Here is a 15,160-nt window from a genome sequence, read left to right on the forward strand (position 1 = left end):
CCCCACAATACATTAATATATAATAATATGCTTATTTGTATGCTATAAGATAATCTTACTTAGTTTCAATAAACCGCTAGAATTTATTCGTAAAGGTCCTAGTAATAAATGATAGACAATATTGAATTTAAATCACATAAGCATTTGATTATATAATATTTTAATTATATGTTATTCGCAAGTATTTTTTTTGTAAATTTTGTGTAAAGAACATAGACATGTTCCTATTAATTTTTTCTAACTCTTTGTTCCTGTCCTAATAAATACAAACAAATGGGTGCGTAAAGTGTCCCAATTTCAATAGCCGTAAAATCATATCAATAATTTATTGCTGATGAAAAAGAATTAAATTACCTTTACTCTGTACTATGGTACAGGGTATATAATTTATATGAGGTGAATTATATTGAATTATCGTATTAGCGAACTTGCTGAAAAGTGTGATGTTAATAAAGAAACAATTAGATATTACGAGAGGTTAGGGTTACTTTTAGAGCCTTCTCGAACTAATAAAGGATATAGGATATTTTCGAAAGAAAACGTTAAGCGTATAAAGTTTATCAAAAGGATGCAAGTTTTAGGATTTACTTTAGCTGAGATTACTAAGTTACTTGGAGTCGTTGACAAAGACGATGAAAGATGTGCTAATATGTATAATTTTGTTGTTGAGAAAATCGAAGAAGTCCAAATGAAAATACACGACTTAATAAGGATTGAACAAATGCTTATAAATTTAAAAGATAGTTGTCCTGACGACAAAAGCTTTATACGAATGCCCCATTATTGAAACAATAATGAGTGAAGAGAAATTATAAAATTGGAGGTTTTAAGATGGTTATACAATCTAATATGTCTCCTAAAGCAATAGTGGAAGTGTGGGAGAACACGGCACCTCTTTTTGTGAAATTTAATGTACCTCTAACAGATATGACATTAGAGAGCATTATGGATCCTAAGATACTTCCTAATCTTCTTATTGAATTAAATGCTGCTGTTGGAAGTTCAACAGCAACTTGTATAGAAGGTGGTTGACAAATGCCAACTAAGATGGAGTAGGCTACTCCTATTATGTTACAACTGAAAATAAGAAAGCACATTTCATAATGTGTACCTTCGATTGTTTTTATGTACTTTTGAAATAGATAATAAAAGCTGAGTGATAGTAGCCAGAATAGGCAATTCCAATAATGGCCCTATAACTAGTGTTAAAGCGATTAAGGGTTGATCTGGAAATGCGGTCATAGCAATGGCTAAGGCGATTGGAGAATTTCTAGCTAAAGTAGTTAAACTTAAGGAAGCTCTGTCCTTGTATGGAAACTTCATAAGCTGTCCAACCTTTTGACCAACAACAAGATTAATGATGAAAAATAAAAGGATCGGAATGGTGATTTGCCACATTAAATCTAAATTATCTAGTAATAGCTGTCCTTGAGAAGCAAACATCGCAACGATGGCGAGACTAAGAAAAATAATAGGTAATACGCTGAGATTAGAGATAAGATTGTCTCGTAACTGTTGTTTGTTTCTTAAGGCCATCTTTGTTAGAAAAGCTAAAACTAAAGGTAAAAATAAAGCAATTAAAATACTTTTCATTAGAAATGAAAATTCTATAACCCCTGTCGCTCCTCCGAAAATAAGAAGATAAATAGGCAACAAAATAACCTGTAATATTAGGTTTAGAGGTAAGATAGCTGTTGATAATGCAACATTTCCTTTAGCTATCCCTGTGAAGATTAAATACCAATCAGTACATGGTGTAACCATTAGCATAATAAATCCAATATATATTGCAGGATTGTCACCTAAAAATAACAATGCAAGAAGCCACGATAAAATTGGTGTCCAAACAAAGTTAATGATAACCGAGGTGTATGTAAACTTAATGTTTTTAAAAGCTTTCCTTATTTCTTCAATAGGAATCTGTAAGAAAGTAATATACAGCATAGCTACTAATAGAGGAAGAATGAAACTTTCCGCATTAGCTCGTATTTGTTCTACTTGTCCTATACTTATTCCAATAATTACTGCTAAGAAAATAATAAAAGTATATAACTTCTCGAATAAGCCCATTTATACATAATCACACCTGACGATAACAAATTTTAAACACATATAATTTTATCATAATTGGATGTGTAGGAAGTTTCCCTTATTCGAGTAACGTGGGCACAGTTAGTAGAATAAGAACCCGATAAGAGATTTGCTCTTTTTCTTAGTCAAATTTGCACTGGTTTTTGCATTTAATTTCGCAACCATTCAATTATTATTTCACAGTTGAAAAATAGGTTGCATTATCGTGTGCACATTCCTACCTTAATTGTAAATAAACATTGACTTAAAAATAAAGAAAAGCATCAAATTGCTTACAATTCAATGCTCAATTCATATTACATTTTTCATGTTTGTACTTCAAAGCTGAACTAAATAGATTTACCAAGAATGCTATATTGCGCTCTTTAGAAGAGAAACAATATCCTTTGGCTTTAAGACCTTTCCATAAGAAACCACTTTTTCATCAATGACAAGTGCAGGTGTCGACATAACTCCATATGCCATGATATCTTTTACCTCTGTCACTTTCACTACTTCTGCATCTTGGCCTAATTCTTTAAGTGCTACTTCCGTATTTTCTGTTAAACTCACGCATTTTTTACAACCTGTACCCAAAATTTTAATAACCATAATAAAAACACTCCTTTTGTATATTGTTAAATGAACAGGTACCCAAAAGTATTAAAAAGGTACCCTATAATGAGAATCCCGATCGTCACTACTCCTATAAAGATAGCTAAAAGCTTTGTTTTGACTACTTTTTTCAACATAATAATAGAAGGAAGAGAAAGGGCCGTAACTGCCATCATGAACGCTAGGGCTGTTCCGACACCAACTCCTTTTGTCACTAAGGCCTCAGCGATCGGCAAGGTTCCAAAAATATCAGCATACATCGGAATTCCAACAACTGTGGCTAGAAGCACAGAATACCATTTATCTTGTCCGAGTATTGCGGTTATCACAGGCTCTGGAATCCAATTATGAATGGCAGCGCCAATTCCAACGCCAATTAAAATGTAAAGCCAAACCCTTTTTATAATTTCTAATACTTGTTCCTTTGCATAAACCAGTCTTTCTCTAGTTGTCAATTCTTCTTGCTCGGCTTCATACATTTTATTACTGTAAACAAAGGATTCTACATATTTTTCAAGCTTCAATTTACTAATAATCGTTCCGCCAACCACAGCAAGAACGAGACCTACCACTACATATGCAATCGCAATTCTCCAATTGAAAATACTAGCCAATAGAATGACAGAGGCTAAATCGACAAGAGGAGAGGAGATTAAAAAGGAAAAGGTCACTCCAATGGGCAGCCCTGCACTGGTGAATCCAATAAATAAAGGAATAGAGGAGCAGGAACAAAAAGGAGTAACAGTCCCTAAAAGAGCACTTAAAATATTTGCCGTTATCCCCTTAAATCTACCAAGAATTTTCCTCGTTCTTTCAGGTGGGAAAAAGCTTTGAATATAGGAAATAACAAAAATAAGGACTGATAGTAAAATAAAGATTTTTATTACGTCATAGATAAAGAAGTGGATGCTTCCCCCAACTCGCTCTTCTACATGAAGTCCAAATCCTCTTTCCACCAACAAAATAACCAGATCACTTAGCCATTCCATTTTAAGTAGTTGGTTATTTAACCATTCAAATATGACCATAGGACCATCTCCCTGTTTCACTAATCATTCCCTTTTAGGTATGGCATAAGTGGTGCTAGCTTTTCTTTATCGACACAATAGATCGTAAATTTTCCTTCACGGCGAGATTCAATCACTTTGCCTTTTTCCATGATTTTTAAATGATGACTAATGGTTGAATTGGCACCATTTAAAGCAGCTACGATTTCACACATGCATAAGTCTTCCATCCATAGCAAAGAGATGATTTTCAAACGTGTTTCATCCGCTAGCCCTTTAAAAAGAGCAGCGGTACTTTCTAGATTTTCTTGATCCATAACAATAGGAAATTGGCTTTCTGCCTTTTTATGAACGTTGCCCATCTCTTCATTTGATTTCAAATTCCAAACAACTTTCACTGGTACTCCCCCTTTGTTCTACCTTTATTATAAAACTATTTTTCTAGTTTTATAGTTTTGTTTGTGGCTATTTTTTGACAACGACACCTTCATGCTACCCAAAACAAGTAAAAAGACAAGGCAATTAAAATGGCTCCCATTATTTGTTGAAAGACGTGACTGTATTGCTTAAACTTTACAGTTGACATAACCAACCCTGAAAAAGTTCCAATTAATAAGAGAGGAACTCCTCTCCCTAAGGCAAATACAAATAATAATAGACCACCCAGCAGGAGTTTTCCTTGTAACATGACATAAGCGAGAATCACCAACAAAACAGGTGTTGCACATTGACTTGTTGTAAATCCCATTAAGAATCCTAGTGTGTAGCTCCCCTTAAGTCCTTTTATTTTCAATTTATTAATTAATCTATCGAGAGAAAGATTGAGCTTAAATGGCATCAAATCTAATAGTACCAATCCCATTAGAAAAGCAATTACGACAGCCACATACATGAGGATTTCCTTAAGAGAACTTAGCATTCCACCCATAAAACTAAATAATAGCCCCATACTCACAAAAGTAGTCGCAGTCCCTAGTATAAAAACAAGGGCTAGGGCAAATTTCCTCTTCAAAGTTAAAGATTGGTTCTCTCTTGTAGATGCCGCTTCAATATAACCGATTAGTAAAGGGATCGTGGATAAATTACACGGGCTTATACTCGTGAGCACACCCGCTATAAACGCAACCCCAATGGACAATCCAGCCGAATATTCCAGTAATCCTGCCAATATCTCATTCATTTTCTTTCTCCATATTATCTAGAATCTCACGTAGTTCCTGTTCAGGAATATACCCAATTCGTGTAATCCGTTCCTGGCCTTCCACTTCGAACACACTCGTTGGAATAAAATTCACTCGATAATCCTTGATCATGTCGTTATACGCGATGTTATCGAATGGAACATGGACAAACTCCACTTTCTCACGATACTCATCTTCTATTTTAGAAGACAATTCCATCATCTTTTGGCAGGCTTCACAGGCCCCTGCATGAAATAGCAACCATCTTGGTTCTTCAATCGGTTCCATTACGACTTGATCTTGAGTGGAGTACCATTTTAAAAGAGCCAATAATAAGAAAATCAATAAAAATAGTATTAGTGCAAATTTTGACTTTCTCTTACCATCTACCATATATTCCCCTCCAATCTCATAAAACTAATTTTATAGATCTATTGTGAAATAAGATTGAAGTTTCTTTGTAAAAAGAAAAAACAGTGAACATATCAAAATGAAGTTCACTATTTTTATCGATGCTTATTCATTGTACTGCTATACTTTTACGAGGACGATAATATCAAGACTATTATTCATCCGATATCAATTTATGTTTAATAGCATATTTAACAAGACCTGATCGTTTGGTTGCTCCTATTTTCTCCATAATTCTTGATTTATAGGTCTCTACCGTCTTGGGAGAAAGAAAGAGTTCCTCACCAATTTCTTTTAACGTATATCCAAGTGCAATGAGCTTTAATACTTCCGTTTCTCTCTGACTCAAATGTACTTCATTCGTATCCTGAGTTTGCACACCATCTTCCTTTGATTTATATAAATATGGAACAAGAGTTGGATAAATATAATGTTCATTATTTAACACCATACGAATGGCAGTTACGAGTTCTGTATCAACTGCTCTTTTTAACACATATCCTTGTGCTCCTGCTTCCAATCCTTCTTTTAAAAATGCTTCATCTGAATGCATGGTTAAAAGAAGGATTTTAATCAATGGATAATCTTTTTTTATTTCTTTTGTGACTTCGATTCCATCCTTTCCAGGCATGCTTATATCCATTACAACAATATCAGGAGTAATCGTTCTCAATTTATCAATTGCCTCTAGTCCAGATTGTGCTTCGCCAATTATCGTAAAATCACTTTCTTCCATTAAAATAGTCTTCAGCCCTGCACGAAAAACAGGATGATCATCAACAATGAATAATTTATATGACAATGGTTTCCCCTCTTTCCACCGAAATTGGTATCTTAGCTAGTATCGTTGTTCCTTCACCTGGTTCTGATTCTATCTCAAGTGTTCCATTGAACAAGGAAATGCGCTCAAGCATACCAAGAAGGCCTAAATGCTCTTTCGATGGGTCACTATTTAGTACTGTTGAAGTATCAAAGCCTACCCCATCATCCTCAATCATAACTGAAATTTGCTGGTTTGTAGAAAGTACGATAGCACTTACACTACTGGCCTGTGCATATTTTGTAATATTAGTTAATGACTCCTGTATAAGCCTGTATATAGTTGTTTCTATTTCAGGAGAAAAAGATTTTGTCGTCCCATTCATGATTAATTCTGTTTCAATCTTATTTGTTCGTTGAAACTCTTGAACATATCTCTCGATTGCCACCTTAAGTCCGAATTTATCTAAAATAGAAGGTCTTAGTTGCCATGCCATTTGATGTAGCTCTTCGATCGTATTCCGAACTAGCTTTCTAAGATAATTTATTGATTTTTTCTTTATTACCTCATCGCCTTCTTCTAATAGTTTTAATTCTACTAGCATTGAAGAAAGACTATGACTCGTCTCATCATGGAGCTCCCTTGCAATTCTCTTTCTTTCATCCTCTTGGACACTAATGACTTTCTCTAAAAGCATTAATCGTACTTCTTCCTTTTTCTTTAATTCATTCCACAGCTCTAAATTTTCGATTGAAACCGATAATTGGTTAACCAGGGAAGATAAAAACTTTAAGAAATTCCCATCTAATTTAGAGGAACTACAAATTGAAATACTTCCGATTTTTGTTCCCACATTTCGGTTTATTGGGAAGGAATAGGTTTCTTTTTGACTATTGGTGCAAGTTCTAAATCTATGATCAAAATTCCCACAATGAAGAGCATCTTTACAGGAATGATCATAAAATTTTTCCGTTGTACCTGCTAATTGAACTTCAATGGCTGCACTTTTTAAATAAAACTCATTGACCAATTGCTTAACAAAAAATTGTAGCATTTCTTTTAATTCTTTATCATTCTTAATATTTTTTGATATTCCATTTAGAAGGATTAATTCTTTATTTCGATTATGAATCTTTTCAATATATTTTTTCCGCTCTTTTTCCGATTTTTGTAGGGCGTCTAGCATTCTATTAAAGGATAACGTTAGCTTACCAATTTCGTCCTTTGGGTATGTGATTATTCTTTCTGTATAATTGCCCTTATAAACCTTATTCGTTAGCTGCACTAGATTCGTTATAGGAAGGGTTATAATCCTAGTTAAACTGAAAACAATCAAACCCGCCAATAATATGACTCCTATCATGGTAAACATCATTTGACTCGTCACTTTGAATAATGCATCATCTAACGATTGATATGTTAATCCTACACGAACAGTACCACCTAAATCCTGAAGAATTGGTGATGCAGAATCAAAAATCATCCCTTTATCTGTAGATAATTTTATGCCATTCGTTACAAATGAGTCATCTTCTAATTTTAAATGGTTCGCCTCTATTAATCCCTGACTAATAAAGCCCTTCTCATTCGAATGAACGACAACTTCCTCATCATTGTTTAATATGAATACATATTCTAAGTCCTGGTAACTCTCTATTGTATCAGTAACTAAGCTTTGCAATGCATAAATATTGTGAGTCAATAATGGATCTGTACTTCTAGATGCGATATCACTACTTATCGACTTGGCTCGATCTTCAATCTGTAAGGTTAATGTATTCGTAATCGAAACCCTAACGACAATTAAGCTAATGGCTGTAACTAACAGGACAACAATGATGACCATCCCATAAATTTTTAATTCAATTGAAACACTTGAAAGAATATCCCTCAGCTTTTTTTTCATGATGATTCACCTAAGAGAAAAAGAGCGTTTTGGATTACTTCATAATCTTTTTGGTTAATAGGAACATAATGGTCAAATCCAATTTCATTTAATAACTCTTTACCTTTTTCATGTTCTTGTAAATTAAATAGAAGAGACTTGAACTCCTCTACCATCTTCATATCAGCTTTCTTCGAGGCTACAATAGGAGGGGTACCAGCTTCATCACCTATACCTATCACTCTTATTTGAGAAGTTAAATCAGGATTGGTCCTCTGCAGTTGGTCAAACAACACACCATCTACCGTTGCTCCATCCACGATTCCCAATTCAACGGCTTTAACAGAATAGTCATGGCTATAAGTAAAATAAGTATCACGAAAGAACTCTGTTAAACTATATCCTTTTTGATAGAGTTGATTTAATATGCTTAATCTGCCTGTATATGAATAAGGATCCGTGTATGCAAACCTTTTTCCTTCTAATTCTTCTAGACTTTCATAAGGACTGTTCTGACTCACAATCGTATAAGACTGATAAAGAGCTTCTCCGTCTATGACGGGAGCAGCTACATCTACAATATAGTCCCCCTTCAAACCGAGCACATATGATAGAGAACAAATAAAAGCAATATCTACCTCTCCTGACTTTAACATTTGATTTACTTCTTGATAGGATTGTTTCTGGATGATTTCAACAGATGCGTCCATTTCTGTCCCTATATATGCTAGTAAGTCTTTATATTTGGACAAGGATTCTTGAGGTGAAAGAACAGAAGCTAATGCAATCCGAATTATCTGTCCTGAATCACTTTCATCACGAAGATTCTGACCTGCTTCTGCTTTTGAAGAGTATAAAATAATTTCTGATGTTTCTTCTATTTGTTTACAGCCACTTATAAATATGGTTAATAATAATAGTAAAATGGGTATGGTTTTGATTTTCAATTTGCCTCACCTCCACAAATAAGCAAATTCACATTATCTTTATTATATCGTGGTATTTTTACTATTTGTAATCTCTGCTAAAAACAACACCAAATTGACAATAATTAAAAAAAGTACCAAAACGGTACTTTTTTAGCTCTTTTCAAGTGGGTCTTTTATGTTCATTCCATCTTTATCTTCTTCAATTTCATCCGCTACTAATTCTTTCGTAGATGCTTTAAATTCTTTGAGTGTAGTTCCCACAGCTCTTCCCATTTCCGGTAACTTTTTTGGACCGAAAATCATTAGGGTAATGACTAAAATAATAATCAACCCTGGAACTCCAATATTTGATAACATCTTCTCACAACCTTTTTAGTGATGAAGTATATATGAACAGAATTTTTCATCTAATTATTTTCTTTTGTTAGAACTACTTGCTCTTCACCTTTAAGAAAGGTTTGTAAATCTATGAATGATGCATTATTTATCTCTAATGCACCTTTTCGACATATATCTACGCATGATTGACAACCATTACAAATTTGGTGATTAAGTGTGGCTGTAAATATTGACTCATCTTCTGAAAACTTCAGTGCTCCCATTGGACAAACTCGTTCACAAACTTTGCACCCGTCACACTTTTCATTAAAGTTTAATTGGGCTGTATTTATATCCCCAATCCGTTGTACTTGTTTAAAGTGATTTTGATACTTCCGAAGAAGATAGTGATATGTCTCCCTGATTGTTCCAGAGCCAACGGTTTCTCTTAAGTTCCTTACTTCTTCCTCCTCCGTAATAAGTGGAGAAACAACATTACGAGTCATTTTCTTAGAAAAAAAGGTTATTAATTCTCTTCTCGTGTAGTTTCGTTCCATTTTAGATGTATTTTGATCATTATAATCAATGTTAATTGGTTCTTTTAACATCGAGTTTAACTCTTCCACAAGAATATCCAAACTAGACTTTAAGTCTTTATCGGGGTTATGATACTTTACACATTTCGTACATCTTTTTTCATCAAATTGTATTGATACCTTTTTAGATTGAGTACAAGCTTGAATAAGCAAAGCCTTATCTAACTGGTATAAACAACCTAGTTTAATAGATGGATCTTCCCTTTTATCATTTTCACATGAAAAAGCGATTACCTCTCGATTCGACATCTCTTTAAAGTATTCTACATACTTTTCATCAGAAAATGCCTCAGATGGGCAATGAACTGTACATCGCATACATTCTGTACAAATATCTTCTTGAACCGATAAACCACCCTCAAAAGAGATAGCTGAAACAGGACATATGTCTACACATTTATGACAAGTGGAGAAACGATTTCTTGTTTTTATACATCGCTGCGGCTGAACTTGAAGTCTTTTTGTTTCAAGCCATTTTGTCACATAACGTTCCAATAACATGCCCTGTTCCCTCCCTATCTACATTATTTAACCGCAAGATAATCTCGTAGGATAACAGCTTCGGTAAGATTTCCAAGTAATTTATAAAATTTCAAGGAAGCACCTTTTTGAATTGCTGCATTAAATTTTGGAATCCAATGAGTTAAGATTCTATAAAGAAACTCTTTCTGTAGCACTAAATATACCTCATCTCTTGTTTCATTCCACTTAAAATTGAGAAAATACATATATTCTAGTTGAGCTGTAATATGATCCTTAGGCTCATTCCAATTTATTAAAGTTAAGCCTGCACGCTTATAAAACGATTCAACTACTTGAGTTGACTTACTTTGAACCTCCCATTTATCTTCTAAATATATGGACGAATACGGAGGAGCAAGTACTTTAAAAGGACCGATAAAAAGTTTAGAGTATTCAACTAAATATTCGTCTAGCTCTTGATTGCCTTCTTCGAATAAATAATTCATCTCCTCACAAATATTCAAAAGACTTTCATCGTAATCCTTTATGACTCTGTATAGCTGTTGGACATATACACTTAAATCTGCCTTGGGTTCCTTGTACATTACGGATAAAAATTTATACACTTCTGCTTTTTTCAAAATATCATTTTCGGTATAAGTAGTGGTCAATTCCATCACTCCCCAGTATTAACCCCTCACATAAAATACTCGTGGTTTTGTTCCCTTTTCAGGTTTCAGCACACGACTACTATATTGCGCGAGGACTTTGTTTATCTCACTATTCGGGTCATCCAAATCACCAAAGGTACGTGCATCTGCTGGACAAGATTCAACACAATATGGTTTTAATCCATCTTTCACTCTATGATCACAGAAAGTACATTTCTCAACGATTCCCTTACTTCTTATTCCTTCATAAGTGAAAGCACGATCCGCGTTATAATAAGGCAGCTCTTGTCCCGTTCTTTCTAGCACTTCTTTTCCAGAAGAAGTACCACCTTCAATAATTGCAGTACTCTCTTCCCAACGTCGATGCGGTTTATTATCATTAAAATTAATTACATCATATGGGCAAGCCTGCGCACAGCTTTTACATCCAATACATTTATCTGGATCGTGTAGAGTTAAGCCATTTTCATCCTTATACATCGCCCCTGTCGGACACACCCGAACACAAGCCGCATCTTCACAATGATTACATAAAGTAGGTACATATTGATAATTTACGGTTGGAAATGTACCTTTTGTTTCGTGAAAATAATTGGACCAGAACATCCCTGTATCAACATTATTTTCATTTTTACATGAAATTGAACACCCTGAACAGCCTACGCATTTATGCAAATCTATTACCATTCCATATCTTGTCATTTTCTACACCTCCAGATTAAATTTTTTCTATTTTAATTCTAGCTAGCCCACCATGACGGGCAGTTGCACTGCTTAAATGTTCATAATCACATGGAAGGATTTCATTATTATTTCCACCACGTGGAATTTTCTTTTGATAGTCCATTGTTGCAACACTTCCATACGCCCAGTGACCTTGACCATAGCATTTTACCGCTACTCCAGGGCGAGTACCTTCCCATTCCTTTATATTGACCTCTATTGATCCTTGTACGGAAGTGACCTTCACACGATCACCAGTTTTGACTCCATACTTCTTACAATCAACAGGATTTAGCTTAAGAACGTCATCCCATTTCTCATCACCAGGGTCAGAATCCTTAAATTCTTGATACCATGTTGTATTCGCAGAACGTCCTTCCCGATTAAGTCTGGACCGATGTTCACTAAAAATAAGTGGGTATTCCTTTTCATCTCCGTAGCGAATAGGTTCTTCATAATGTGGAACAAATGCCAAGTCTCCTCTTGCTTCATACTTCATCGCTTCTATCGTTTTATCAATGCTCGTATTATGGACCTTGGCGTGCTCATCAAGAATGGCTTTCATTGTCTCACTATAAAATTCAAATTTGTTTGTAGCTGTACCAAATCCTTCGTCCCAATGTTTCTTATAAACGGTTCGTGGTGCATTCCACACACCTAAATCTACAAATTCCTGCCAGCTACTTATTTGATCGCCTTTCTTTTCTTCAGCTGGATGCCATGCACCTTTAGAAAGGGCCTTTGTTGCGTAAAGCGTAAATTCCTTTTCATTTTGTGGTTTTTGACCCGTTTCTGGATCAGGGAATTCATTTTTATAAAAATCTAGTAGATTCGTGAAACCTTTCTTTGCTAATCCTTCTGCTATTAACCAACCAATTTCAGTTTCATCAATCTTTGTATCCCATAATGGTTCGATAACTGGTTGCTGAATGCTTAAATATGAATTCATATTTTGTTTGCTTTTTACGACTCCCCAACGCTCAAATAATTGGTGACATGCAGGAAGAACAATATCTGCATACTGAGTCATTTCCGCTGGATTTACTGTTATATGGACGTAGAATGGTATTTTTTCCATCGCCTTTTCCCAACGTTGGGCTCCAGTACAAGAAAACACGAAGTTATTCCAGTATCCAATTGCTATCTTCAAGTCGTAAGGATCCTCATTTAGAATGGCATCTGCCACATTGTTCGTTACAACTCCACCGGCCAATTTCCCCTTTGCGAAAGCTGGAAATTGAATACGGCCGCGTTGGTCAATTTTTTCATGTTTTTTCCCTTTTTTTGCTATTTCATCATAATAAGGTTCAATATCTGGTATACTTCCTAATGGCACACTTCCTGAACGGTTCGTTCCACCAATATTTTCAACAGAACCTACTAAGGCATTTAATGCATGAGCCCCCATTGCTGTATATCCACCACGGATTTGCATAGCAGATCCTGGAGCCAACCATGAGATAGCTCGTGGTGCAGCTTCAGCAAATCCTCTTGCCACACGATAAATTTGTTCTGCTGGTATTCCTGCAATATCTGCTGCCCATTCAGGTGTTTTGTCCTTTAATTCAAGATTCCACCATTTTACAAGACCGTAGGTGTATTTTTCCTCAAATGCATCCTCGGCTACTTGTTTTCCTTTAACAAATTGATTCTTACCTTCTTTAAAATCACCAACGAAATCCCTATACCATACTCCTTCAGTTAAAATAACATGGGCAATGGCAGACACTAAGGCACCATCTTGACCAGGTATAACAGGTAGCCATTCATCAGCTTTCGATGCAGTTGATGATAGGCGAGGATCTATAACAGCTACTTTGGCTTGATCAAGTACTTTTCCATACATGCTAATCGCGTGAGGAACCTGTCTGTTAGATGCAACAGGATCAGTACTCCACATTAATACATAACGAGTATGCTCTAAATCATAATCACGATAATCCCAATAAGCTTCAGTTACATATGGTCCTAGCTTTTCCGCTTCAGCGCAGATAGAACTATGGGAGATGTTATTTGGTGAGCCATAAATTGAAGGCATCGCTTTATAAAATAAATCTGCTAAACCTGTATAACGACCTCTGAACAAAGCAAATTTATGAGTTTCTCCACTTTTTCTGAGCTCCATCATTTTATCTGTAACAGTATCAATCGCTTCTTCCCATGTAATGGGAACAAATTTCGGATCTTCATTTCTTCCTTTTTTTGGATTCGTTCTTTTCATTGGTACTTTAATTCTATCTGGGTCATATAATTGCTGAATAGCTAAGTGTGGTCTCGGACATATTTTTCCATGATTTGCTTTTGAATTTGGGTTCCCTCTAACCTTAATAGCACGACCGTTTTCCACATATATTTGTACTGGACACCATGTTGTACATCCTTGACAGGTAGAAGCGAGCCATTTGCCACTTTCAGCCTTCTGCTCTCCTTGGCTATTTTCAGAGAATGCTGTCAATATAGGTTTCTGCGCAGATAATCCTGCTACAGTTGCTCCTGTTACTGCTGATGCCTTAATAAATCCTCTACGTGTAATTCCCATTTTAGACCCTCCTTTTTTCAATTTTATAATCCTGCTAACGGGATTTGCCCTGAATATAGAATAATGTGCTTAAACGCATAGCTACCTACTAAAACTACAACCGTAAACATAAGCGCAGAGTATAAATTCATGCTTTGTTTTTTCACAAAGTAGAACGCTGAAATAACTAGTGGAATCACTAAGCCAAGAACTACAGCTAGAGCCCACCAATAAGCACCAAAGTATTCAATTAAATTTTGATAAGCATAAATTGCATCTGTTCCTGCTGAAAAAATGCTAATTCTCCATGTAATGACTAATATCGATTGAACCACAACCAAACTCAATAAAAGTTTTGAATATGAGAAGCTTAAGAAGCCTTCACTTGCTGCTGCAATTTCTTTATAGGCTTGCCTTGCCTCGCTGTTTAGAGATTTTGTCATAAATGCTTCAATTAGCATGACAATACTACTTCCACATAAAAGAGAAGATACTAAAAACATGACTGGTATGAGTCCATTCGCCCACCCAGGTTGACCTAATGACATCAATAGCGTCCCGTGATAGATCCCTACTGCAAGAGCAAATACAGAACCCGCTATAACAATTCCTTTAAATACAGGAGAAGCAAAGGCCTCTCGTTTGTTTCTGAACACAAGGAAAAAGGCGACAAATGCTAATATAATAAATATAAACTGAAGAAAACCACCCCATGATGTTACTGAGGTTGGATTAACATTGATGAATGTGGAAAACATCCTAAAAGGCTTTCCTAACTCCGTCATTAAAGCTAATACACCTAAGCCAACCAATACAGGTGATAGAAAAAATCCAATTCTCGTAATTACGAATGCACTTTCCTTTTTGATAAAACTGAAATATGCGGACAAAAGGAAAATACCAACACCGACACCACCTAGAAATAAATCAAGTGCGACCCGATAATCCCATAAAGCGTGAAATTCCATTTCATGAACCTCCTTATCTTTATTAAACTACTTCTCTACACTTCTA

General features: G+C 35.3%; 16 protein-coding genes and 1 pseudogene. 2 read left to right on the forward strand and 15 right to left on the reverse strand.

Going from position 1 to position 15,160, the window contains the following annotated elements; translation table 11 throughout:
• Positions 1-406: 406 nt before the first annotated feature.
• Positions 407-815, forward strand: a pseudogene (gene merR, locus BMSHG_RS26675) (Hg(II)-responsive transcriptional regulator).
• 16 nt (positions 816-831) lie between these two features.
• On the forward strand, positions 832-1,032 hold the full coding sequence (locus BMSHG_RS21925; protein WP_019156613.1) for a hypothetical protein: 201 nt from the start codon (positions 832-834) through the stop codon (positions 1,030-1,032).
• Positions 1,033-1,098: 66 nt separating this feature from the next.
• Here BMSHG_RS21925 and BMSHG_RS21930 read toward each other — a convergent pair whose 3' ends face one another.
• From BMSHG_RS21930 to nrfD, 15 genes are all read right to left on the reverse strand, one after another.
• On the reverse strand, positions 1,099-2,070 hold the full coding sequence (locus BMSHG_RS21930) for an arsenic resistance protein (RefSeq protein ID WP_019156614.1): 972 nt from the start codon (positions 2,068-2,070) through the stop codon (positions 1,099-1,101).
• 372 nt (positions 2,071-2,442) lie between these two features.
• Positions 2,443-2,682 (reverse strand): thioredoxin family protein, encoded by a 240-nt coding sequence (locus BMSHG_RS21935; protein WP_019156615.1) that lies wholly within the window; start codon positions 2,680-2,682, stop codon positions 2,443-2,445.
• 26 nt (positions 2,683-2,708) lie between these two features.
• Entirely contained in the window at positions 2,709-3,713 is a 1,005-nt protein-coding gene (locus BMSHG_RS21940) for a permease (protein ID WP_019156616.1), read from the reverse strand.
• Positions 3,714-3,733: 20 nt separating this feature from the next.
• Complete coding sequence (locus BMSHG_RS21945) at positions 3,734-4,090, reverse strand: ArsR/SmtB family transcription factor (RefSeq protein WP_019156617.1); 357 nt, start codon at positions 4,088-4,090, stop codon at positions 3,734-3,736.
• 89 nt (positions 4,091-4,179) lie between these two features.
• The gene (locus BMSHG_RS21950) at positions 4,180-4,872 is read right to left on the reverse strand and encodes a cytochrome c biogenesis CcdA family protein (RefSeq protein WP_019156618.1); all 693 of its coding nucleotides are present in this window, start codon (positions 4,870-4,872) and stop codon (positions 4,180-4,182) included.
• Positions 4,865-5,266 (reverse strand): thioredoxin domain-containing protein, encoded by a 402-nt coding sequence (locus BMSHG_RS21955; protein ID WP_019156619.1) that lies wholly within the window; start codon positions 5,264-5,266, stop codon positions 4,865-4,867. Before BMSHG_RS21955 ends, BMSHG_RS21950 begins: the two co-directional genes overlap by 8 nt.
• A 172-nt stretch (positions 5,267-5,438) precedes the next feature.
• Positions 5,439-6,086 (reverse strand): response regulator transcription factor, encoded by a 648-nt coding sequence (locus BMSHG_RS21960; protein ID WP_019156620.1) that lies wholly within the window; start codon positions 6,084-6,086, stop codon positions 5,439-5,441.
• Positions 6,076-7,950, reverse strand: a complete 1,875-nt coding sequence (locus tag BMSHG_RS27245; RefSeq protein WP_019156621.1) for a histidine kinase — start codon at positions 7,948-7,950, stop codon at positions 6,076-6,078. Before BMSHG_RS27245 ends, BMSHG_RS21960 begins: the two co-directional genes overlap by 11 nt.
• A complete protein-coding gene (locus tag BMSHG_RS21970; RefSeq protein ID WP_019156622.1) occupies positions 7,947-8,876 on the reverse strand; it encodes a substrate-binding domain-containing protein in 930 nt (309 codons plus the stop codon). The genes BMSHG_RS27245 and BMSHG_RS21970 overlap by 4 nt, the downstream gene beginning before the upstream one ends.
• Positions 8,877-9,008: 132 nt before the next feature.
• Positions 9,009-9,215 carry a twin-arginine translocase TatA/TatE family subunit gene (locus BMSHG_RS21975; protein WP_019156623.1) on the reverse strand — a complete coding sequence of 69 codons (207 nt, stop codon included), beginning with the start codon at positions 9,213-9,215 and terminating at the stop codon, positions 9,009-9,011.
• 50 nt (positions 9,216-9,265) lie between these two features.
• The gene (locus BMSHG_RS21980; protein ID WP_019156624.1) at positions 9,266-10,273 is read right to left on the reverse strand and encodes a 4Fe-4S binding protein; all 1,008 of its coding nucleotides are present in this window, start codon (positions 10,271-10,273) and stop codon (positions 9,266-9,268) included.
• Positions 10,274-10,296: 23 nt separating this feature from the next.
• On the reverse strand, positions 10,297-10,905 hold the full coding sequence (locus BMSHG_RS26685; protein ID WP_019156625.1) for a TorD/DmsD family molecular chaperone: 609 nt from the start codon (positions 10,903-10,905) through the stop codon (positions 10,297-10,299).
• Positions 10,906-10,923: 18 nt separating this feature from the next.
• The gene (locus BMSHG_RS21990) at positions 10,924-11,607 is read right to left on the reverse strand and encodes a 4Fe-4S dicluster domain-containing protein (protein ID WP_019156626.1); all 684 of its coding nucleotides are present in this window, start codon (positions 11,605-11,607) and stop codon (positions 10,924-10,926) included.
• A gap of 16 nt (positions 11,608-11,623) precedes the next feature.
• Entirely contained in the window at positions 11,624-14,167 is a 2,544-nt protein-coding gene (locus BMSHG_RS21995; RefSeq protein ID WP_019156627.1) for a molybdopterin-dependent oxidoreductase, read from the reverse strand.
• A gap of 23 nt (positions 14,168-14,190) precedes the next feature.
• The gene (gene nrfD / locus BMSHG_RS22000; protein ID WP_019156628.1) at positions 14,191-15,114 is read right to left on the reverse strand and encodes an NrfD/PsrC family molybdoenzyme membrane anchor subunit; all 924 of its coding nucleotides are present in this window, start codon (positions 15,112-15,114) and stop codon (positions 14,191-14,193) included.
• Positions 15,115-15,160 lie beyond the last annotated feature (46 nt).

The sequence above is a fragment of the Robertmurraya massiliosenegalensis JC6 genome (genome assembly GCF_000311725.1).
Classification (GTDB): Bacteria; Bacillota; Bacilli; order Bacillales; family Cytobacillaceae; genus Robertmurraya; species Robertmurraya massiliosenegalensis.